At 62.9% G+C, this 20,446-nt stretch carries 20 protein-coding genes; 13 read left to right on the top strand and 7 right to left on the bottom strand.

Annotation, left to right across the window (positions count from 1 at the left end; all coding sequences use genetic code 11):
• The first annotated feature begins 31 nt into the window (after positions 1–31).
• The 4 genes from V1273_RS30415 to V1273_RS30400 all read left to right on the top strand — a co-directional run bounded on the left by V1273_RS30415 (position 32) and on the right by V1273_RS30400 (position 5,568).
• A complete protein-coding gene (locus tag V1273_RS30415) occupies positions 32–2,938 on the top strand; it encodes a ribonucleoside-diphosphate reductase subunit alpha (protein WP_334380162.1) in 2,907 nt (968 codons plus the stop codon).
• Between the two features lie 25 nt (positions 2,939–2,963).
• Positions 2,964–4,094: a ribonucleotide-diphosphate reductase subunit beta gene (locus V1273_RS30410; protein ID WP_334365065.1), complete on the top strand. Its 1,131-nt coding sequence runs from the start codon at positions 2,964–2,966 to the stop codon at positions 4,092–4,094.
• Between the two features lie 268 nt (positions 4,095–4,362).
• Positions 4,363–5,037: a TetR/AcrR family transcriptional regulator gene (locus V1273_RS30405; protein ID WP_065743132.1), complete on the top strand. Its 675-nt coding sequence runs from the start codon at positions 4,363–4,365 to the stop codon at positions 5,035–5,037.
• A 105-nt stretch (positions 5,038–5,142) separates the two neighbouring features.
• Positions 5,143–5,568: an OsmC family protein gene (locus V1273_RS30400; RefSeq protein WP_334380163.1), complete on the top strand. Its 426-nt coding sequence runs from the start codon at positions 5,143–5,145 to the stop codon at positions 5,566–5,568.
• A 77-nt stretch (positions 5,569–5,645) separates the two neighbouring features.
• Here the strand turns inward: V1273_RS30400 and pyk are convergent, their stop codons facing one another.
• Together pyk and V1273_RS30390 are read right to left on the bottom strand one after the other, a co-directional pair.
• Positions 5,646–7,082 carry a pyruvate kinase gene (gene pyk / locus V1273_RS30395; protein WP_334365063.1) on the bottom strand — a complete coding sequence of 479 codons (1,437 nt, stop codon included), beginning with the start codon at positions 7,080–7,082 and terminating at the stop codon, positions 5,646–5,648.
• A complete protein-coding gene (locus tag V1273_RS30390; RefSeq protein ID WP_334365062.1) occupies positions 7,079–7,663 on the bottom strand; it encodes a DUF1036 domain-containing protein in 585 nt (194 codons plus the stop codon). Before V1273_RS30390 ends, pyk begins: the two co-directional genes overlap by 4 nt.
• A 187-nt stretch (positions 7,664–7,850) precedes the next feature.
• On the opposite strand from V1273_RS30390, the gene V1273_RS30385 reads away from it, so the two are divergent.
• Positions 7,851–8,153: a DUF1244 domain-containing protein gene (locus V1273_RS30385; protein ID WP_028351318.1), complete on the top strand. Its 303-nt coding sequence runs from the start codon at positions 7,851–7,853 to the stop codon at positions 8,151–8,153.
• 189 nt (positions 8,154–8,342) lie between these two features.
• Positions 8,343–8,618 (top strand): DUF2312 domain-containing protein, encoded by a 276-nt coding sequence (locus tag V1273_RS30380; RefSeq protein WP_028351317.1) that lies wholly within the window; start codon positions 8,343–8,345, stop codon positions 8,616–8,618.
• A gap of 167 nt (positions 8,619–8,785) precedes the next feature.
• On the opposite strand, the gene V1273_RS30375 is transcribed toward V1273_RS30380, so the two are convergent.
• The 5 genes from V1273_RS30375 to V1273_RS30355 form a co-directional block, all read right to left on the bottom strand.
• The gene (locus V1273_RS30375) at positions 8,786–10,429 is read right to left on the bottom strand and encodes a DUF882 domain-containing protein (protein ID WP_334411795.1); all 1,644 of its coding nucleotides are present in this window, start codon (positions 10,427–10,429) and stop codon (positions 8,786–8,788) included.
• 253 nt (positions 10,430–10,682) lie between these two features.
• Positions 10,683–12,842, bottom strand: a complete 2,160-nt coding sequence (locus V1273_RS30370) for a L,D-transpeptidase family protein (RefSeq protein WP_334411794.1) — start codon at positions 12,840–12,842, stop codon at positions 10,683–10,685.
• 360 nt (positions 12,843–13,202) lie between these two features.
• Complete coding sequence (locus V1273_RS30365; protein ID WP_334365059.1) at positions 13,203–14,702, bottom strand: sigma-54-dependent transcriptional regulator; 1,500 nt, start codon at positions 14,700–14,702, stop codon at positions 13,203–13,205.
• Positions 14,703–14,804: 102 nt separating this feature from the next.
• The gene (locus V1273_RS30360) at positions 14,805–15,449 is read right to left on the bottom strand and encodes a TerC family protein (RefSeq protein ID WP_334365058.1); all 645 of its coding nucleotides are present in this window, start codon (positions 15,447–15,449) and stop codon (positions 14,805–14,807) included.
• A 120-nt stretch (positions 15,450–15,569) separates the two neighbouring features.
• Complete coding sequence (locus V1273_RS30355) at positions 15,570–15,842, bottom strand: hypothetical protein (RefSeq protein WP_334365057.1); 273 nt, start codon at positions 15,840–15,842, stop codon at positions 15,570–15,572.
• A gap of 147 nt (positions 15,843–15,989) precedes the next feature.
• Between V1273_RS30355 and V1273_RS30350 the strand changes: the two genes are divergently transcribed.
• The 7 genes from V1273_RS30350 (at position 15,990) to V1273_RS30320 (ending at position 20,367) form a co-directional block, all read left to right on the top strand.
• On the top strand, positions 15,990–16,322 hold the full coding sequence (locus V1273_RS30350; RefSeq protein WP_334365056.1) for a helix-turn-helix domain-containing protein: 333 nt from the start codon (positions 15,990–15,992) through the stop codon (positions 16,320–16,322).
• Complete coding sequence (locus V1273_RS30345) at positions 16,319–16,762, top strand: hypothetical protein (protein ID WP_334380165.1); 444 nt, start codon at positions 16,319–16,321, stop codon at positions 16,760–16,762. The genes V1273_RS30350 and V1273_RS30345 overlap by 4 nt, the downstream gene beginning before the upstream one ends.
• 42 nt (positions 16,763–16,804) lie before the next feature.
• Complete coding sequence (locus V1273_RS30340; RefSeq protein ID WP_334380166.1) at positions 16,805–18,667, top strand: M3 family oligoendopeptidase; 1,863 nt, start codon at positions 16,805–16,807, stop codon at positions 18,665–18,667.
• Between the two features lie 101 nt (positions 18,668–18,768).
• Positions 18,769–19,356: a dioxygenase family protein gene (locus V1273_RS30335; RefSeq protein ID WP_334380167.1), complete on the top strand. Its 588-nt coding sequence runs from the start codon at positions 18,769–18,771 to the stop codon at positions 19,354–19,356.
• Positions 19,357–19,487: 131 nt separating this feature from the next.
• Positions 19,488–19,748: an AbrB/MazE/SpoVT family DNA-binding domain-containing protein gene (locus tag V1273_RS30330; RefSeq protein WP_334369030.1), complete on the top strand. Its 261-nt coding sequence runs from the start codon at positions 19,488–19,490 to the stop codon at positions 19,746–19,748.
• The gene (locus V1273_RS30325) at positions 19,745–20,131 is read left to right on the top strand and encodes a type II toxin-antitoxin system death-on-curing family toxin (RefSeq protein WP_334380168.1); all 387 of its coding nucleotides are present in this window, start codon (positions 19,745–19,747) and stop codon (positions 20,129–20,131) included. The genes V1273_RS30330 and V1273_RS30325 overlap by 4 nt, the downstream gene beginning before the upstream one ends.
• Before the next feature lie 83 nt (positions 20,132–20,214).
• Positions 20,215–20,367, top strand: coding sequence for an aa3-type cytochrome c oxidase subunit IV (locus V1273_RS30320; protein WP_171709814.1), 153 nt, complete (start codon positions 20,215–20,217; stop codon positions 20,365–20,367).
• The last annotated feature ends 79 nt before the right edge of the window (positions 20,368–20,446 follow it).

Raw genomic sequence — 20,446 nt, 5'->3', positions numbered from 1 at the left:
TCCGGCCCCAACACCATCACGGGGTCTCTTGATGTCACTCTCTCCCGATCGCGAAGCCAACGTCGCTCCATTCATCCGACTGCGCCCCGAATCGCTTGCCGCCTCGGAATCGCAGCCGCCGATGCAGGTGATTCGCCGCAACGGCACGGTTTCGAAATTCGACGCGAGCAAGATTTCGGTCGCGATGACCAAGGCGTTTCTGGCGGTCGAGGGACATGGCGCGGCGGCCTCCCGCCGGGTGCATGAAATCGTCGAGCAACTGACCTCGGACGTCGTCGGCGCGCTGTCGCGCCGGATGAGCGAGGGCCGCACCTTCCATATCGAGGACGTGCAGGACCAGGTCGAACTCGCCCTGATGCGCAGCGAGCACCACAAGGTCGCGCGCGCTTATGTGCTCTATCGCGAGGAACGCACGCGCCAGCGCGCCGGACAGGACGTGGCCAAGGCCGCCCAGCCATCGGGGAAGCCCTCGTTACGTGTCACGCTGGCCAGCGGCGCGCAGGTCCCGCTCGATATCGCGCGGCTGACGCTGATCATCGAAGAAGCCTGCGCCGGTCTCGAGGGAGTCGGCGCCACGGCGGTGCTCGCCGAGACGCAGCGCAATCTCTATGACGGCATCAGCGAGGACGAACTGGCGCTGGCGGCGGTGATGGCCGCGCGCACGCTGGTGGAGCAGGAGCCGAACTACGCCTATGTCAGCGCGCGGCTCTTGCTCGACAAGCTGCGCACCGAGGTGCTGTCTTTCGTGCATGATGCGCCGACCAGCGCGTCGCAGGCCGAGATGGCCGAGCGCTACGGCGAGTACTTTCCAGCCTATATCAAGGCAGGCATCAAGGCCGAACTGCTCGATCCCGATCTGGCGCGCTTCGACCTGAAAAAGCTTGCAGTCGCGCTGAAGCCGGAACGCGACCTGGCGTTCCAGTTTCTGGGTCTGCAGACGCTGTACGACCGCTACTTTCTGCATGTGCACGGCAATCGCATCGAGCTGCCGCAGGCGTTCTTCATGCGCGTCGCGATGGGGCTGGCGATCCGTGAGATCGACCGCGAGGCGCGCGCGATCGAGTTCTACGATCTCTTATCGTCGTTCGACATCATGGCCTCGACTCCGACGCTGTTCAATTCCGGCACGCTGCGGCCGCAATTGTCGTCCTGCTTCCTCACCACCATCGCCGACGATCTCGACGGCATCTTCAAGTCGGTCAAGGACAATGCGCTGCTCGCAAAATATTCCGGCGGGCTCGGCAACGACTGGACCCGCGTGCGTGGGCTGGGCGCGCACATCAAGGGCACCAATGGCGAAAGCCAGGGCGTGGTGCCGTTTCTAAAGGTAGCCAATGACACCGCGATCGCCGTCAACCAGGGCGGCAAGCGCAAAGGCGCGGTCTGCGCCTATCTCGAAACCTGGCACATCGACATCGAGGAATTCTTGGACCTGCGCAAGAACACCGGCGACGATCGCCGCCGCACCCATGACATGAACACCGCGAACTGGGTGCCCGACCTGTTCATGCAGCGCATCGAGGCCGACGGCGAATGGACTCTGTTCTCGCCGGACGAGACGCCCGACCTGCATGACCTCTACGGCAACGCATTCGCCGAACGTTACGCAGCTTACGAAGCAAAGGCGGCGCGGGGTGAGATCCGCGTGTTCAAGCAGATCCGCGCCACCGATCTCTGGCGCAGGATGCTGACCATGCTGTTCGAGACCGGGCATCCGTGGATCACGTTCAAGGATCCCTGCAATCTGCGCTCGCCGCAGCGCCATGCCGGCGTGATTCATTCCTCGAACCTCTGCACCGAGATCACGCTTAACACCTCCGATGACGAGACCGCCGTCTGCAATCTCGGCTCGATCAATCTGCTCAATCACGTGCGGGAAGGCCGGCTGGACGAGGCGCGGCTGCAACGCAGCGTGACGACGGCAATGCGGATGCTCGACAACGTCATCGACATCAATTTCTACACCATCCCCGAAGCGCGCCGTTCGAACCTGCGGCACCGCCCGGTCGGTCTCGGGCTGATGGGATTCCAGGACGCGCTGCAGGCGATGCGGATTGCGATGGCTTCAGATGCGGCGGTAACGTTCGCCGATACCAGCATGGAGATGATTTCTTATTACGCCATTTCGGCCTCCGTCGATCTGGCGGCCGAGCGCGGGCGGTATCCGTCGTTCGATGGCTCGCTGTGGAGCCGGGGCATCTTGCCGATCGATTCGATCGAACTATTGGCGGAAGCCCGCGGCAGTCTCGCGATGAACCGCGGGATGACACTCGACTGGGATCGCTTGCGCGAGCGCGTCAAGGCGACCGGCATGCGGAATTCGAACGTGATGGCGATCGCGCCGACCGCGACGATTTCCAATATCTGCGGCGTCGCGCAGTCGATCGAGCCCGCCTACCAGAATCTCTACGTCAAGTCGAATATGTCCGGCGACTTCACCGTGGTGAACGAATTTCTGGTCCGCGACCTCAAGGCGCGCGGGTTGTGGGACGAGGTGATGGTCAACGACCTCAAATATTTCGACGGCAGCTTAGGGGCCATCGATCGCATTCCCGACGACCTCAAGGCGCTCTATGCCACCGCGTTCGAGATCGACAGCGCCTGGCTGATCGAGGCAGCATCGCGCCGGCAGAAATGGATCGACCAGTCGCAGTCGCTCAACCTCTATATCGCCAACCCTAGCGGCAAGAAGCTCGATGCGCTCTATCGGCTGGCGTGGGCGCGCGGGTTGAAGACGACCTATTACCTGCGCTCGCGCAGCGCGACGCATGTCGAAAAGTCCACGCTCCGGGGGACCGACGGCAAGCTCAACAGCGTCGCGTCCGCGGCGATGATGGCTCCAGCCCCGATCATCGTCGCGCCGGCCGCCACCGCGCCGGATTTGACCGGTGCGGTGGCGTGCTCGATCGATAATCCCGAATGCGAAGCCTGCCAGTAAGCAGCAAGAACAAGAGGAAATCACAATGCTCGACTGGTCCGAACCATCCGCATCCCCGCGTCAGACGCCGCCGCCCGTCGTGGTGCAATCCGTTACCCAGGCCGAACAAACCGGCCTCGGCATGATAGATCGTCGCGGCGGACGCGTATCTGTCGACGACAAGCGGATGATCAACTGCCGCGCCGACGTCAATCAATTGCTGCCGCTGAAGTACAAATGGGCCTGGGAGAAATATCTCGCCGGCTGCAACAATCACTGGATGCCTACAGAAGTTTCCATGCAGGCCGACATCGCGCTGTGGAAATCGCGCGACGGGCTGACGGAAGACGAGCGCCGCGCCATCAAGCGTAACCTCGGCTTCTTCGCCGCTTCCGAAAGCCTGGTCGCCAACAATATCGTGCTGGCGATCTACCGCCATCTGACCAATCCGGAGTGCCGGCAATATCTGCTGCGGCAGTCGTTCGAGGAGGCGGTGCACACCCACACCTTCCAATACATCGTCGAAAGCTTGGGGTTGGACGAGGGCGAGCTGTTCAACATGTATCGCGAGGTGCCGTCGATTACCGACAAAGCGGCGTGGGCACTGAAGCACACGCAGCATCTCGACGATCCGGATTTCAGGACCGGCACGCCGCAAGCCGACCAGGCGTTCCTGCGCGATCTCGTCGCCTTCTACGTCATATTCGAAGGCATGTGGTTCTATACGGGCTTCGCGCAGATTCTCTCGCTCGGCCGCCGCAACAAGATGGTCGGCATCGCCGAGCAGTACCAGTACATCCTGCGCGATGAGTCCATTCACCTGAATTTCGGCATCGATGTCATCAACCAGATCAAGATCGAAAACCCGCATCTATGGACCAAGGCGTTCCAGGACGAAGTCCGCGCCATGGTGCGCGAGGCGGCCGAACTGGAAGCGGCCTACGGGCGAGACACCATGCCGCGCGGGTTTCTCGGGCTGAATGCGGCGCTGTGCGAGAGCTACATGCACTTCGTCGCCAATCGCCGCTGCGCGCAACTCGGGCTGCAGCGGGTGTTCGACGAGACCGAGAATCCGTTTCCCTGGATGTCGGAAGCGATGGACCTGAAGAAGGAGAAGAATTTCTTCGAGACGCGGGTGATCGAGTACCAGAACGGCGGTGCGCTGAGCTGGGAGTAGGGGAAGCCATACTCTCCCAACACGCCGTCCCCGCGAACGCGGGGAACCCGGCGCATGCCAAACCGGCCAGTGTTGAGGTAAATAGCTCGCAAGCCCCGCCGGCAAAACCTCTGCAGATCCGCGTTGCAAAACCGTCTTGTCATCAGCCGTGAATAGTTGTTCACTTCTTCAAAGCGATAGCGCTTCTTATCGCTCAAGACATTGAAGGTGTGCGCGTTCTGGCAGGCTCCGCGGGGCTCGAGGGCGCGCCGGGGACGGAAAACGCGCCATGGTCTATCGGCGAACCCATCAGGTCGTAAAGCGACTGGCGGCGCGGCGTAGCGCCATACTGGCGGCGGCGCGGGATGCTGCGGCCGAAGGCGGCATGGCGGCGGTGCAGATCGCCCCGGTTGCGGTCCGCGCCAATGTCGCGGCCGGCACCGTCTATCGTTACTTCCCCTCCAAGGCCGAACTGATTTCCGAACTGATCGCCGAGGTCTCGCGGGATGAACTGGCCGCGATCCGCCGCGCGGCGGATGCGGCGCCGGGACCGTCGTCGGCGCTCGCCGCCGCCGTCACCACGGTTGCCGTACATGTGCTGTCGCAGCGCAAGCTCGCCTGGGGCATTCTGGCCGAACCCGTTGATGTCGACGTCTCGGTGTCGCGGCTTGCCAGCCGCCGCGAAATCTCCGGCGAGATCGCTGCCAGAATTGACGCCGCGGTGCGCGCCGGCCATTTGCCGGCGCAGGATACCGCGCTCGCCGCCACCGCGCTGCTCGGTGCGCTGCATGAATCGCTGGTTGGCCCGCTGGCGCCCGAGAATCTGGATGACCCCGCGAAGCTGCGCGACGCCGTGCAGACGGTCACACTTTTGGCGCTACGCGCCGTCGGCGTGATGGACGCCCGCGCCCGCGGCCTCGTGGTGCAGGCGGTGCTGCCGGCAAAGGCGCTGGTCGGGGCCTAGAAACCCTCCCCCTTTGCGACACGCCCTTTGCCGCAACCATTTGTGTCGCAACCATTTGCCACGCTGCGGCTTATCGACGGTCCAACCCGCGATCAGGAGCATGCGATGAGCACGACATCAGGGTCCGCCAAATGGCAGGGCGGCATCAAGGACGGCAAGGGCGCGATCTCGACCAAGAGCGGCGCGCTGAATGATTATCCTTACGGCTTTTCGAGCCGCTTCGAGGGCAAAGCCGGCTCGAATCCGGAAGAATTGATCGGCGCGGCGCACGCCGCGTGCTTCACCATGGCGCTGTCGCTGATTCTAGGTGAAGCCAAGCTCACCGCCGAGCAGATGGAAACCAAGGCCGACGTGACGCTGGAAAAACAGGGCGATGGTTTTGCCGTCACCTCGATTCATCTGACGCTGAATGCGAAGATTCCGGGCGCTGAGGACACGAAATTTCAGGAGCTGGCGGGTAAGGCCAAGGAGGGCTGCCCGATCTCGAAACTTCTGAACACGAAGATCACGCTGGACGCGAAACTGCAATAGTTCTCCGTCATTCCGGGTTCGCGCTTGCGCGCGCCCCGGAATGACGGCGGGAGCTGACGGCCATCACCTACGCGCCATCACTTCTCCGGCTTGCCTTCCCCACCGACAGTGGCGATGCGTACCATGTTGGTGGTGCCGGGGATGCGAAGCGGCACGCCGGCGACGATGATCACGCGCTGGCCTGCGTTGGCGAAGCCGTCACGAAACGCGATCGAGCCGGCGCGGTCGACCATGTCGTCCTGGTCGTGCGCATCTTCCGCCACCACGCAATGCACGCCCCAGACGACCGACAATTTGCGGCCGGTCGCAAGGTTCGGCGTGATCGCCACCACCGGCAGCTTCGGCCGCTCGCGGGCCACGCGGATCGCCGTGGAGCCCGATGAGGTCCAGCAGATGACCGCGGATAATTCCAGCGTCTCGGCGATCTGCCGCGCGGCGTCCGCGATGGCGTCGCCGACCGTATTCTCCGGTTCGGCCCGCTGCGCCGACAGCACCGAGCGATAGGTTGGATCGCGCTCCACCTCCTCGCCGATGCGATTCATGGTCGAAACCGCCTCGACCGGGAATTTGCCGGCGGCCGACTCAGCCGACAGCATGATGGCGTCGGCACCTTCATAAACCGCGGTCGCGACGTCGGAGACTTCGGCGCGCGTCGGCACCGGCGCCTGGATCATCGATTCCAGCATCTGGGTTGCGATCACCACCGGCTTGCCGGCGCGGCGCGCCATCCGCGTCATCTGTTTCTGCAGGCTCGGCACCCGCTCCAGCGGCAGCTCGACGCCGAGATCGCCGCGCGCCACCATCAGCGCGTCGGAAGCATCGATGATCTCGGCGAGCCGGTCGATCGCCTGCGGCTTTTCGATCTTGGCCATGACAGCCGCGCGGCCGCGGATCATCCGCTTGGCTTCATGGACGTCCTCGGCGCGCTGCACGAAGGAGAGCGCGATCCAGTCGACACCGGTCACCAGGGCTGCTTCGAGATCGGCCCGATCCTTCGGCGTCATCGCCGACACCGGCAGGTCGGTATCGGGCAGGCTGACGCCCTTGCGGTCCGACATCTTGCCGCCGATCACCACGCGCGTTACCGCGCGTTCGGACGTGGTTTCCTCGGCGATCAGCCGCACCTTGCCGTCGTCGAGCAGCAGCGCATGGCCCGGCCGAAGTGCTGCGAGGATTTCCGGATGCGGCAACTGCACGCGGTTGTTGTCTCCCGGCGCTTTGTCGGAATCGAGTACAAAACTCTGGCCGTTCTTCAACTGGATCGAACCTTCGGTGAACGCGCCGAGCCGCAGCTTCGGTCCCTGCAGGTCGACGAGGATGCCGATCGGACGGCCGTAGCTGCTCTCGACATTGCGGATGGTATTGACCAGCTCGCGCATCTTGTCGTGCGGCGTGTGGCTCATGTTGATGCGGAACACGTCCGCACCCGCCTCGAACAGCTTCCGGATCATCGCGCTGTCGGACGATGCCGGGCCGAGGGTTGCGAGAATCTTGATACGACGGAGCCGTCTCATTGCTTGGGCGCCGGGGCTGGCGGCAGACCCGGTCCGGCCGGCGGATTGGACAGGCCGGGAACCCCGCCGGGGCCCCCCGGTCCCATTGTTCCTGGAATTCCCGGCACGCGCTGCGCGGGCTGCTCGTTGGCTTCTGTCAATTGCACGGTCCACGCTCGCTGTTCGCCTGTATCGACCTCGAAGAACCCGGTGCGGTCATAGCCACGCGCCAGGCAGTTCTCGGTACCCTTGATGGTGAATTCCTTATCACGCGAACACATGAAGGCCTGCCCCGACCATTCGCCGCCGCGATCATAGTCAAGCGCGTAGATGTAATAGTAGCGCGCAACAAGAGTTCCGCGCAGCAGTGTCTCGCAACTGCGTGACGACACGTTCCACCACCCTTCAGTGGTCCAGCCCTCGGCATCCTTGTAGCCCAGCGCGATGCCGACCCGGCTGGACGTGTTGTTGCAGAGCCGGAAATCGGCCGCTGCTGGACTGCTCCACAGACACGCCACCGCCAGTGCAAGCAGCGGCGCAAGGCCGGCGGCGGTCACGCGAGCGGGGAGGGAAGGCAAGCAGCGCGAATCTTTTCCGATCATGCGGCGAAGCTATATCAAATCATTGACGATTTCGCGTGACCCGGCGGGCCCTGTCAACGGCCGGGAACGCCTTTCCCGCGCTATGGGAAACCGGGACTCCCTTGTGAGGTAGCCAATTTTGCGCGCAGATATGGCAAAATCTGTGACGATTCCCACCTGATATCAATGTGACGCGGGGTCCAAGACCATGACGATCGACGACAAAACCAGAACAGAACTGGAAGCCGCCGTTTTCCGGCGCCTGGTCGGCCACCTGCGTGCCCGCACCGACGTCCAGAACATCGATCTGATGAATCTGGCCGGCTTCTGCCGCAACTGCCTCTCCAACTGGATGAAGGAAGAGGCCGACGCCAAAGGGGTCGCCGTCAGCAAGGACGAGAGCCGCGAGGCGGTCTACGGCATGCCCTATGAGGAGTGGAAGGCGAAATATCAGGGCACCGCCACGCCCGAGCAGCTAGCCGCGATGAAGAAGGTTCATCCCGGGCATTGATTGGCCGTCGGTGAGATTCTTCCGGGCTACGATTCCTACCTTCCTGTGGGCGCGCTGTGGATGAGCGCGATGCTGCCTTGACGCGAGGCCCCCCGATCTTGAGGGTCATCTGCGAAAAAAGCGCCGTGCGGTAACGCGTGCGGCGCTTGATCTTTCAGCATCACCGTCAGTTCCATTCAGGAGTATCCGATGGCCACCTCCGCCGCTGCAGCCGTCCAGGACGAGCCCGCGACAAGATTTGCCAAAGACCAGCTCAAGGCCATCATCGAGCGCATCGAGCGTCTGGAAGAAGAGAAGAAGACGATCTCCGACGACATCCGTGACGTCTATGCCGAAGCCAAGGGCAACGGCTTCGACACCAAGGCGCTGCGCACCATCGTGCGGATGCGCAAGCAGGATGCCAACGAGCGCGCCGAGCAGGAAACCATTTTGGAAACCTACATGCAGGCGCTCGGAATGCTGTGAGGTTTTCGTCGTCCTGGCCAAGCGAACGAAATGAGCGCGAGCCGGGCCATAACCACAAATGGTGATGTTGAGCAAAGCCGGGGCTACAGCCGGCTCCAACGCGTACGTTCGTGGTGATGGGGTCCGCGAGGACGACAGGGAGCTTGTGGAAGCAGTACGACCGGAACCTAGCGCAGCGCGGCGGTGCGCAGCACGAACGACTGCGTCGGCAGTTGCGCGGTTGCCGATCCCGTGAAGCGGTCGCAGGTCATGCCCATCATCGGATCTTCCGAGAAAGTCATGGAGACCGCGGCCTGCGGCTTGACGAAGTGGGCGCGCATCTGGGTCATCTCGGTGTCGCCGAGCACGGTCGTCGACATCGCGCTGCTGGCGCTCGGCGCCAGCATCACCACCCGCATCCAGACATTGTTGCCCTGTGCGGCGGCAAGGCGGGTCGAGGTGGCGACCACGCTGTCCTGACCCTGGGTGCCTTTGGCGACAACGGTGTTGATTTCGGTCGCGGCGGCGCCGGAGTTGCGCACCGGGCGGGCGGGGCGCGGGATAGCCGCGGAGGCGGCGACGATGTTGGAGCGATCGAGCGGCGAAGAAGCGGCCGGCGCATAGGCCATCGCCTTGTTGAACGCGTCGCTGACGCTGGCGGTCGGTTGCGGATCGGTGGCGGCGGCGAGCGCCTGACGGGCGCGCAGGGCCGCAACCTGTGCCGGGGTTGCCTGGTTCGCCGCGGTCGGTACGTCGTCCCAGAAGCCGCGGGAATTGATGATATCGGCCGGCGTTTGCGGCCTCGGCTCGGCCTTGTCGGTGGACGCCTGCGCAACCTGTTTCGTCTCAGGCTTGTTCGTCTCAGGCTTGGGCTCGGCTCGAGCTCTGGGCGCCGACACGATCTGGGCGTCGGCCGAGGCGAGCTGGATCGTCGCACCGACCGGCTTTGCGCGCGGTGTCGGGACCGGTTCGGCGGATTTCACGGCAGCCACACTGGTCGGTGCAGGCTTCTCGTTCTTGACGGGGGCGCTGGCGGCCTCGTCATCCTCTTCAGTCGTCTTGCCGCCCCTGAACAGAGCTGCGAACAGGTTCGGCATCTTGATGGTTGCGGCACTGTCGCCATTGCCGCGGCGTTCGATGTCGGCGCGGGCCAGTTCATAGCCCTTCATCGGACCGCCATTAGACGGCAGGTGCACTGTGCGTCCGTCCGGGAATACCCTGGCAAGCTGATCGTGGGTCATGCGCGGCCAGTGACGAACGCTGCCGGTATCGAGGTGGACGAAAGGCGATCCGGAGGTCGGGTAGAAGCCGACGCCGCCGCGCTGCAAGCGGAGACCGGCGGCGCGGATCTGCTCCAGCGGTATGTCCGGGATGTAGAAGTCCATGGCGTGGCCAAGCATGTGCTGGCTGAAACGCGCCACGCCGGAGGAGCGGCGGCGGAGCATGGAGTTGGTGGCGGGGGAGCGATAGGCGGAGATGACCTGGATCGGCTTCTTGCCGTCGACGTCTCGGTAAACCTCCCAGATGATATCGAACAGGTGCCGATCCATCGTGGTGGAGTCCTGGCTGCGCCAGTCGCGAAGGAAATGATTGAGCTTCTTCAGCGCCTCTTCGTCGTAGCGCCCGTCGCGCTTGAAGGTGACGGTGAGATCTTCGCCGGAATGGGTATGATGGAAGGAGAGGGTGCGGGTTTCGTTCAGCGCCGTCGCATCATGCACCGTGCCCGCGCCAGCCAGCAGCAAAAGCGACGTCAAGCCGACCCGATATCCGGCTTTTGGCAGAGCAAGCGGATTGAATTGGCGCGCGAAACCAGCCAGCACGTATGAGCCCACCCAGTCGACGAGCGTTCACGGTGTTCTTTTGCAGACCCCCGGCAAAAGACGATGAACGCTTTCTTAAAGCAGGAGGGTTAACCGAGGTTTACCGTCCTGCCCCCAAGCAAGCCTTAACCTAACGCGTGGACTGTGGCGAAAACGTGCCCTGCCGAATCCGGGATGGCTAATGGTTAACCAATCAATCTCTCCGCCGAAGAGAGATTGTTGATTTCATTCGGCAATTCCGCGCTACTGACCGTAGTCCTCCGGATTACCGGGTGAACCGCGGTTGCGGCCGGCGACCAATCGGGGCCGGCGGCGTCATGGGCGACGGACCGCCGAACAGGCGCTCGAAGAATGACGGGCCGGAGGAGAAGGTGTTGTCGCTGGCGAAGTTGACGCCGGCCGGCAGGCTTGAGCCGGACGGGCGCGAATAGCTCGGTTGCGAATGGGCAACCATGGCTTCCAAATCCTTGCTGCGACCGTTCCTGAGCAGGGCGATCATCGTGGCGTCGCGGCCATAGATGTCCTTGCGAATCTGCAGCTTGCCGGCGTCGTCCACGAAAGCGGTCTGGTAGGTGATGTTGACCGGAATCGGCGTCGGGAATTTCAGGTCGATCTCGCTGCGGCCGTACATGCTGCGGATTTTTTCCGGCGTGTAGCGCTCGTTCGGCATCACGATATTGAGCAGGGTCGAGGCGTACTGATCCGGATTCTGCACGCGCATGCAGCCATGGCTGAACGCGCGTTCTTCCTTCGCGAACAGGTGCTTGTCCGGGGTGTCATGCTGATAGACCAGGAACTTGTTCGGGAAGTTGAAGCGAATGCGGCCGAGCGCATTGGCTTCACCGGGCGGCTGCGAAATGTGGATGCTGCCGTCGCGGTTACGCTCGAGCCGCAGACCCATGCGATCCAGCACGGTCGGATCCTGCTGCAGGGCAGGCAGATATTCGTTGTAGATGATCGACGGCGGTACGTTCCATGTCGGGTTGACGGTGATGAACTTCATCGTTTCCGTCAGCATCGGCGTGGCGTGCTTGCCCGGCTTACCGGTCACCACGCGGGTGGTCCAGACCGGGTGACCGTTCTGCATCACCTTCAGCGTGAAGTCGGGCACATTGAGAATGACATAGGCGTTGCCGAGCGAGGCAGCGCCGAGTTGGCGCGGCAACCAGCGCAAGCGCTCCAGATTGACGAGGACCGTATCGATCTGCCGGTCGCGCTTCGGGCTGTTGATCGCCTTGACCGTGCGGTCGTCGAGCACGCCGGTCGGCTTGAGATCGGCGCTCTCCTGGAATTTGCGGACGGCGGCAGCAACCTTGGCGTCGTAATACGTGCCGTCGGGATTTTCGGTGACGCCGAGCTTGGCGCGCAGTTGCGGCACGCGCGGGTCTTCCGGCGCGACCTCACCCTGCTTCTTGGTGGCGGCCTTGTAAGCCAGCGCCGGACCCTCGGCGATGTGGATCATCGGTCCGTCGCCCTGGCCGCGCAGCTCGGCGAGCTTGGCCTTCAGATCCTTGTAGAGCTTGTGCGGCGGGTTGTAGCCGTCGAGCGCCGCCGAAGCGTCCTTGGCGGTCGAGATGTTGGCGAGCACTTCCGCCGGGTCGGTCGGGTGCTCGGGGTAGAGGATGTCGCCAGCGACCTGCGACCAGTGCATCCGGCCGCTCTGGGCCTGTCGCGCATAGTCGAGCATGCTCGCGGTCAGTTTCAGTTCGGCTTCGGCGAGCTGGTCCGGCGAAGTGGCGGCGGCAAAATCCGGCACCGGATAATCCGCCGGATTGAGGCCTTCGGCGGCGGCGTCCTTCAGGCGGGCGATAACGCCCTTGCCGCTGTCGGTCAATTTGCCGGCTTGCGTCCATTGCGGCGCATAGTCCCGCGTCGAGTAGAACTTCTCGACGGCAGCGCGCTCGTTCTTGCGGTCGAAATAGCGCAACGATTTGGCGCCGAGCATGTCGCGCAACCGGTCGGCGACCGGCTGGTCGGCCGGCGCGACAGTGCTGACCTTCACCGGCTCCTTGGCAGGTTCGGGGGCGGGCGCGGTGGCTGTCGCAGCCGGGGGCGTGGTTGTGGCGGCGTCGCTCGGCTTGGCCGCTGGCGCGGTGACGTTCTCCGTCGGCTTGATATCCGTCTTGGGTTCAGCCGCCTTCTGGGCCATCCCCGGTTCGGCCGGCTTCTCTGTGGCCTTGTCTGTGCCCTTGGCCGCATCGGGCACTGCGCCGGTCGAGTCCATCTTGAAATCGCCGATGGTGGGAGGCGGAACGTTGGCGGGCTCGGGACGGGGAACTGCTGCGTCGATCGCGAGTTCGGCAGCGCTGGCGCGCGGTGTATCCGACGGAGCCGCCAGTGCTGAGGTCGCTGATACCGTGAGGAAGGTTGCCGCGACGGCCATCAGCACGCGGTCAAATCCTGCACGATTCGAACAGTCACGCATCGTCACACCCCCTTGGGCGAAACTGCCCCGGCATGGAACAGTCGTTGGCATCGTTCATAGCTTGCGCGGGAAAGCGCCGGCCTCGATCGGTTTCTCAGTCGTACGCCTGCAGTCGCGATTCAAACGCAGACGATACATGTGCCCCTCTCATGCAGCCAGCGCCATGCGGGACAACTCACGACAAACTGACCTCAAACTACCCGTTTGCATTCGGGTCACGCAGTTTTTGCCACGCCACCCGCCATTTGTCTGTCACCGCCAAGCCACGGTTCAAAAGCTTCCGAACGACCGATGTCCTTGGTTTGCCACGATCTTTGCCACGCGGGCGCCGTAATCGCGTAAGCGCCCGTTGCTCGCGTCTCAACTAGCGTCCTGCGCGCCGCCTTCGGCCGGGTCGTTGGCGGCAGCTTCATCGAGCTTACGATAGAGCGTGGAACGACCGATCTTGAGCCGGCGCGCGACTTCCGACATCTGGCCGCGATAATGCGAGATCGCGAAACGGATGATCTCGTTTTCCATGTCTTCGAGCGGCCGCACCTCGCCGGTGGTGGTTAGCATCGAAAGGCTGCCGGCAGTGGCGAGCGGGGCAATTGGTATCTCGCTACCCGAAACCATGGCAGGCGCCGTCGACGGCGCGACGACCAACGGCTCGCTGTGCGTTATCTGGCCGTCCGGTACGCCCTGGCCGAGGACTTGCGGGAAATCAGACAGGCCGAGCTGATCGCTTTCGCTCATGACGACGGCGCGGTACACCGTGTTTTCGAGTTGGCGGATGTTGCCGGGCCAATCGAGCTGCGCGAGATGGGTCACGGCCTCGCCGCTGATGCCGGTGATGGTGCGGTTCTCCTCGGCGGCAACGCGCGCCAGGAAATGCCGCAACAGATGCGGGATGTCTTCGCGCCGCATCCGCAGCGGCGGGATGGTCAGCGGCAGCACGTGCAGCCGGTAGAACAGGTCCTCGCGGAACGCGCCGCTCTTCACGAGATCGAGCAGCTTGCGGTTGGTCGCGGAAATGATGCGGACGTCGACCTTCACCGGCTTGCGACCCCCGACCGCCTCGACGGTTCCTTCCTGCAGCGCGCGCAAAAGCTTTACTTGCGCCGCAAGCGGGAGCTCGCCGACCTCGTCGAGAAACAGCGTGCCGCCGGAAGCTTCGACGAACTTGCCCATGTGCCGTTCGGTGGCACCGGTGAAGGCGCCCTTCTCATGGCCGAACAGGATCGACTCCACGAGATTGTCGGGAATGGCGCCGCAATTGACCGCGACGAAGGGTTTTGCCTTGCGTTCGCCGGAACCGTGAATGGCGCGGGCAAACAATTCCTTGCCGACACCGGATTCGCCCTCGATCAGAACAGGAATGCTTGATGCCGCCGCCTTCTGCGCGGTGCGCAGCACGGCTGCCATAGTCTCGCTGCGCGTGATGATGTCGGCAAAGGTCAGCCGTCCCTCGCGGCTGTGGCGGATGCGCTGCAATTCGCCCTTGAGCGCTGAGGTGTTGAGCGCGTTGCGCAGCGACACCTGTAGCCGTTCGAAGCCGACCGGCTTGACCACGAAATCCTGCGCGCCGGCGCGCATTGCCGAAACTACGTTGTCGATGCCGCCATGCGCGGTCTGCACGATGACGGGGATGCTCAGGCCTGCTTCACGCATTTTTGCGAGCACGCCGAGCCCGTCGAGGCCGGGCATTACGAGGTCGAGCACGACCGCGTCGATCGCTTGCGCGTCCGGTGGGGTCAGCAAGGCCACGGCCGCATCGCCGCTGTCGACGACCAGGGGCTCATAGCCGCACTTCTGCACCATGTTTTCAACCAAACGGCGCTGCACGGCGTCGTCGTCGGCAATCAAAATGGTGGCAGCCATGGCTCTCCCCGCACGCTACTGTATTGTACCGAATCGGGGCAATTTCGCCGATGCCGATTAACGTTCTCTTAAACGTTGAAAAACGGCGTTGTTGAGAAGCGGCTAGACGCTGAGGTGCGGCCACACTTCAAGCGCGCCGCGATAGCACATGTCGAGAGCCACATAGAGTATGATGGCGAGGCCGACATAGGCGATCCAGCGCTGCTTCTCCAGCAGGCGGGCGATGAAGTTGGCGGCAAGCCCCATCAGCGCGATGGAGAGCGCCAAGCCGAAAATCAGAACCATCGGATGCTCGCGCGCTGCGCCCGCGACGGCGAGCACGTTGTCGAGCGACATCGAGACGTCGGCCAGCGTGATCTGCCAGACGGCCTGGCCAAGCGTTTTCCGATGACGTTCAGGGGCGGACGCATCGATCGTGCTTGCAGCTGAGAGACTCTGCAATTTCGGTTCGTCATGATGCGACGTACGCAACTCGCGCCACATCTTCCAGCACACCCAAAGCAGCAGGACGCCGCCGGCGAGCAGCAGTCCGATGATCTGCAGCAACTGGACCGTTACGGAGGCGAAGCCGATGCGCAGCGCCGTTGCCGCCAGAATGCCCACCACTATCGCTTTTCTGCGCTGATCATAGGGTAGCCCCGCGGCCGCAAGGCCGATGACAATCGCATTGTCGCCGGCGAGCACCAGATCGATCATCACGACCTGGAAAAGCGCTGTCAGGGATTGAGAGGAGATCAACTCTAGCATTTGGGCCACTCCGTTGAAGTGTCCAATCCGACATCGCAGTTTGCGTGAACTGCCAGAGGGGCCCGGGCTTGGACGAACACATGTAAAAGGGCGCAGTCAGGCTGCGAAAAACTGCTTCCGTTACTCAGGTTGGTCGGAAAGGGCGAAGAGCTCGACGAGTTGATCCGGTTCGATCAGAACGGACAGAACGACGCCGATGAACGTCAGGCTTCCGGCGAGGTCGAACCACATGATGCGGAATCGGTCGCGCCGGCAGAGCAGCGCGAAGCCGGCCGTCAATGCGGCAACGCCGAAGAGCAGGGTGACGATCGCGGGCGCCAGCGCCTCCGCCGGCACCACGTTCCGGATTCCCACGGTCGCAATCAGCGCCACGAGCAGGATGCCGGCGAACAACTCCTTGCCGCGAGCCGCAGGGGTGCGGGCGGTCGTTTCAACAATCTGACTGCGGTCCAAGAATGCCATCGGATTCTTATTCGCGAGCTGAGATTGTGGTAGGGAACATTACCTACCCGGTCATTCATTCCAGATAGTTTAGTAATCATGAAACGAGTAAAACATCAAGATGGTTCCGCTGAACGTCAGCCGGCCAAGGCCGCGCCGGACGCCAAGCAGTTGCGGAAACTGGCCGGGGATTGGCTGAAGCAGCGGAGGGCGGATGCCGAATTGTCGCAGGCGGATCTCGCTGCTCGCCTCGGCCTGAAATATTACACGTTCATCTCCCAGGTCGAGAACGGGTTCAGTCGAGTTCCAACTGAAATTATGGGAGCTTGGGCCGGCGAATTGGGTCTTGAACCGGCCGCCTTCGCTAGGCATCTGTTAAGGTACTACGAGCCGGAATTGCACCGGCTGCTGTTCGGAGCGGAAAGCACATGAGCGTGGTTGCGTTCGAGCGCAAACAGGACGCGGGTGAGTGGAGTGAGCGAGAACTCAGCACCATTGTCGCGGCTCTGAGCGCAGCGCTTGCGCCGGGCACCGGACGCGAATGGGAAACCGGCATGACGGAGAAGCGCGATGCCCAGTTCTACCTGCTGGGACCGCTTCCGGATCAGGCTTGCGAGTTGTGTGTGTCGCGGATCGGCGGACGTTATATCCTTGAGGATGGTTTTGGACGGTTGCTCTTCGAGCACCGAAACCTCGATCTCGTCGCGTTGCACGCGCGGGCGGCAGTCCCGAGCACGTCGTGGCTTATGGTGCGCGCGATCGTGTTGTGGTGCGCGATCCGTAGCGTGATGAATGAAAGGGTCGAGCCGATGCTCGCCGAAAGCGAGGAACTGCTTGTCCAATTGGCACCGCAGCTTTCGGCTTTCGCCTGATCTCGCCCAATTTCCTGATCACCTCTCAATTTTGAAAGTGTCATGAGCGCAAAATCTGCGACCTCCCGAGCCGTCAATACGTCCCGTAAGCCCGTCAAGGGCAGCAAGGGGAGCGCAGCCAAACCCAAAACCGGCAAATTGCCGGAATGGAATCTCGCCGATCTTTACTCCGGCATCGACGCGCCTGAAATCGCTCGCGATCTGCAGAAGATGGATACCGACTGCGTCGCGTTTGAAACGGACTACAAAGGCAAGCTGGCGGAAGGCGTTGCCCGCGACGAGGGCGGTCTTTGGCTGGCGGAGGCGGTCGGGCGCTACGAGGCGATCGACGATTTGGCCGGCCGGCTCGGCTCCTATGCAGGCCTCGTTCATGCCGGCGACAGCGTCGATCCCGTGATTTCCAAGTTCTACGGCGACGTCTCCGAGCGGCTGACGGCGGCCTCGCTGCATCTGCTGTTCTTCGCGCTCGAACTCAACCGCATCGAAGACGCCGCGATCGAGCGCGCGATGCAAACGCCCGAGCTCGCGCATTACCGGCCGTGGATCGAGGATCTGCGCAAGGACAAGCCGTATCAGCTCGAAGATCGCGTCGAGCAGTTGTTTCACGAAAAATCCCAGAGCGGCTATGCCGCCTGGAACCGGCTGTTCGACCAGACCATCTCCGGCCTGCGCTTCAAGGTCGGGACCAAGGAGCTCGCGATCGAGCCGACACTCAATCTGCTGCAGGACCGTGCGCCGGAAAAGCGCAAGGCCGCCGCGCAGGCGCTGGCGAAAACGTTCAAGGATAATGAGCGGACCTTTGCCCTCGTCACCAACACGCTCGCCAAGGACAAGGAAATTTCCGATCGCTGGCGTGGCTTCCAGGACGTTGCGGATTCGCGCCACCTGAATAACCGCGTCGAACGCGAGGTCGTCGATGCGCTGGTCGGCTCGGTTCGTGCGGCCTATCCGCGGCTGTCGCACCGCTACTACAATCTGAAAGCCGGCTGGTTCAAAAAGAAGAAGCTGGCGCATTGGGACCGCAACGCGCCGCTGCCGTTCGCGGCGGCCGGCACGATCGCCTGGCCCGAGGCGCAGAAGATGGTGCTGACGGCCTATCGCGGCTTCTCCGCCGAGATGGCTGATATCGCGGAACGTTTCTTCACCGACCGCTGGATCGATGCACCGGTGCGGCCGGGCAAGGTGCCAGGCGCGTTCTCGCACCCGACCACGCCCTCGGCGCACCCCTATGTGCTGATGAATTACCAGGGCAAGCCGCGCGACGTGATGACGCTGGCGCATGAGCTCGGCCATGGCGTGCACCAGGTGCTGGCCGCGAAGAACGGCGCGCTGATGGCGCCGACGCCGCTGACGCTTGCGGAGACGGCAAGCGTGTTCGGCGAAATGCTGACCTTCAAGAGGCTCCTGTCGCAGACCAAAAACGCCAAGCAGCGCCAGGCGCTGCTGGCCGGCAAGGTCGAGGACATGATCAACACCGTGGTGCGGCAGATCGCGTTCTATTCGTTCGAGCGCGCCGTGCACACCGAGCGCAAGAACGGCGAACTGACCGCCGAGCGCATCGGCCAGATCTGGCTCAGCGTGCAGGGTGAAAGCCTCGGGCCGGCCATCGACATACGTCCGGGCTACGAAAATTTCTGGATGTACATTCCGCACTTCATCCATTCGCCGTTCTACGTCTACGCCTATGCGTTCGGCGATTGCCTGGTGAACTCGCTTTATGCCGTCTACGAAAACGCAACCGAGGGTTTTGCCGAGCGCTATCTCGCCATGCTCGCAGCCGGCGGCACCAAGCATTATTCCGAGCTGCTCAAGCCATTCGGGCTCGATGCCAGGGATCCCAAATTCTGGGACGGCGGGCTGTCGGTCATCGCAGGCATGATCGACGAGCTGGAAGCGATGGGCTGACAGGTTCGGCCCCGGGGCACGAAACGGAATTGTGATGGGCGCGGATACAATTTCCGCCGCTGTCACCCTACATGATAGGGGCGACAAGAGGGGAGTGCCCCATGATCGACACCCCAACACGGCGCGCGGTGCTTGGAGCGGGCGTCTTCGCAGCCGGTTCGCTGCTTGTCATCGACGGTAGCGTTGCTCAGGCGCCGCTTGCTCCCACCCCCGAATGCCATGACGGCGACGCCGCAACAGTGGCGCAGACCGAAGGGCCGTTCTTCAAGCCCTCTTCGCCCGAGCGCGTCGAGCTGATTGAAGAAGGCATGGCGGGACAGCCGATCGAGCTGGTCGGCTTCGTTCTTACCCGCGCCTGCAAGCCGGTCGCCGGAGCCTTGCTGGATTTCTGGCAGGCCGACGACAAGGGCCGATATGACAATTCCGGTTTTCGCTTGCGCGGTCACCAGTTCTCCGATGCGGAAGGGCGCTACAGGTTGCGCAGCATCGTGCCCGGCGCCTATGTCGGCCGCACACGCCATATCCACGTGAAGGTGCAGCCGCGCGGCGGCCGCATGCTGACCACTCAGCTCTATTTCCCGGGCGAAGCGCTGAACCGCACTGACGGCCTGTTTCGCAAGGAGTTGCTGGTACGCACGGCCAAGAACGCCGGCTGGCTCGCCGGGCGTTTCGATTTCGTGGTGGCTTAGGGGCGGCTCGCTTTCCGGCCGAGCGACCGAGTGGAGAACCCAGCGTAAAACATTCGTTGAACGGACCGTAAGGCCGTGTTATACATATTGTACAACACGGAGCTGGTGTCATGAGCAAAACCCCTCGCGGAATGGAAGAAGCCTCTCGCGAATACAGGCTGGAGGACACCGCCCTTCAAATCCGGAAGATCGGTAACTCGGTCGGCGTGATCCTGCCAAAAGAGCTTCTTGCCCGGCTCAATCTCAAGGAGGGAGACAAGTTCTATCCGGTCGAGCAACCGGATGGCAGTCTGCGGCTCTCACCTTTCAATCCGAAGCACGCGCGGACCATGGAAATCGCCCGCAAGGTCATGCACGAATATCGCGATACGTTTGCAGCGCTTGCAAAATGAGTGAGCCAATTTGGCTCGATGTCGATGAAGTCATCGACATGCATGCCGAGCAACTGGCGATATTCGGTGGACCGGAAGGCATTCGAGACCGTGGTCTTCTTGAGTCGGCGATTTTGCGGCCAGTGAACCAATGGAATTACGGGCAGACCGATATGGCAGCGCTCGCCGCAGCCTATGCGTTCGGTCTTGCCCGTAATCGCGCGTTCGTGGACGGCAACAAGCGGATCGCGTTCCACGCCATGATGGTCTTCTTGCGCGTCAACGATATACCCTTTGCGCCCGATCCGGCGCACGCCACCGCCATCATCCTCTCCCTCGCCGCGGGCGAGGTCAGCGAAGAAAGCCTGGCCCGCTGGATCCGGGATAATTGGCCTTCCGAATGACCCGATAGGCAGGGGGCCGTTGCCCTCCCAAACGCTTTGCGGTAATTGCACGCGAGAAACGCGGATTTTGACTGGGGATACCGATGGCAGACCATAACGAAGTGGCCTACACGACCGCTGACGGCAACGACTACGCGGCCCATGAGCAGACCTATGAAGGGTTCATCATGTTGGTCAAATACGGCACCGCCGCCGTCGTAATCATTGTCGCCCTGATGGGCTATTTCCTGACCTGACGCGTCGCTGCCTGCACCGCCGGGCCCCGGCGGTGGCAAGAAAATTCGCACGCATGCCGGTTGCGAAACCGGTATCCAA

This window comes from Bradyrhizobium sp. AZCC 1721 (genome assembly GCF_036924715.1).
Classification (GTDB): Bacteria; Pseudomonadota; Alphaproteobacteria; order Rhizobiales; family Xanthobacteraceae; genus Bradyrhizobium.
The sequence above is the reverse complement of the archived record's forward strand: the minus strand, read 5'-3'. Positions and strand labels throughout refer to the sequence as shown.

What these genes read in the sequence shown, in the direction of transcription:
- pyk (WP_334365063.1), bottom strand. Translation starts at nt 7,082, where the DNA reads ATGAGACGGCTCCGTCGTATCAAGATTCTCGCAACCCTCGGCCCGGCA.
- V1273_RS30410 (WP_334365065.1), top strand. Translation starts at nt 2,964, where the DNA reads ATGCTCGACTGGTCCGAACCATCCGCATCCCCGCGTCAGACGCCGCCG.
- V1273_RS30370 (WP_334411794.1), bottom strand. Translation starts at nt 12,842, where the DNA reads ATGCGTGACTGTTCGAATCGTGCAGGATTTGACCGCGTGCTGATGGCC.
- V1273_RS30320 (WP_171709814.1), top strand. Translation starts at nt 20,215, where the DNA reads ATGGCAGACCATAACGAAGTGGCCTACACGACCGCTGACGGCAACGAC.
- V1273_RS30385 (WP_028351318.1), top strand. Translation starts at nt 7,851, where the DNA reads ATGACGATCGACGACAAAACCAGAACAGAACTGGAAGCCGCCGTTTTC.
- V1273_RS30335 (WP_334380167.1), top strand. Translation starts at nt 18,769, where the DNA reads ATGATCGACACCCCAACACGGCGCGCGGTGCTTGGAGCGGGCGTCTTC.
- V1273_RS30360 (WP_334365058.1), bottom strand. Translation starts at nt 15,449, where the DNA reads ATGCTAGAGTTGATCTCCTCTCAATCCCTGACAGCGCTTTTCCAGGTC.
- V1273_RS30380 (WP_028351317.1), top strand. Translation starts at nt 8,343, where the DNA reads ATGGCCACCTCCGCCGCTGCAGCCGTCCAGGACGAGCCCGCGACAAGA.
- V1273_RS30365 (WP_334365059.1), bottom strand. Translation starts at nt 14,702, where the DNA reads ATGGCTGCCACCATTTTGATTGCCGACGACGACGCCGTGCAGCGCCGT.
- V1273_RS30405 (WP_065743132.1), top strand. Translation starts at nt 4,363, where the DNA reads ATGGTCTATCGGCGAACCCATCAGGTCGTAAAGCGACTGGCGGCGCGG.
- V1273_RS30340 (WP_334380166.1), top strand. Translation starts at nt 16,805, where the DNA reads ATGAGCGCAAAATCTGCGACCTCCCGAGCCGTCAATACGTCCCGTAAG.
- V1273_RS30345 (WP_334380165.1), top strand. Translation starts at nt 16,319, where the DNA reads ATGAGCGTGGTTGCGTTCGAGCGCAAACAGGACGCGGGTGAGTGGAGT.
- V1273_RS30415 (WP_334380162.1), top strand. Translation starts at nt 32, where the DNA reads ATGTCACTCTCTCCCGATCGCGAAGCCAACGTCGCTCCATTCATCCGA.
- V1273_RS30325 (WP_334380168.1), top strand. Translation starts at nt 19,745, where the DNA reads ATGAGTGAGCCAATTTGGCTCGATGTCGATGAAGTCATCGACATGCAT.
- V1273_RS30390 (WP_334365062.1), bottom strand. Translation starts at nt 7,663, where the DNA reads ATGATCGGAAAAGATTCGCGCTGCTTGCCTTCCCTCCCCGCTCGCGTG.
- V1273_RS30350 (WP_334365056.1), top strand. Translation starts at nt 15,990, where the DNA reads ATGAAACGAGTAAAACATCAAGATGGTTCCGCTGAACGTCAGCCGGCC.
- V1273_RS30400 (WP_334380163.1), top strand. Translation starts at nt 5,143, where the DNA reads ATGAGCACGACATCAGGGTCCGCCAAATGGCAGGGCGGCATCAAGGAC.
- V1273_RS30330 (WP_334369030.1), top strand. Translation starts at nt 19,488, where the DNA reads ATGGAAGAAGCCTCTCGCGAATACAGGCTGGAGGACACCGCCCTTCAA.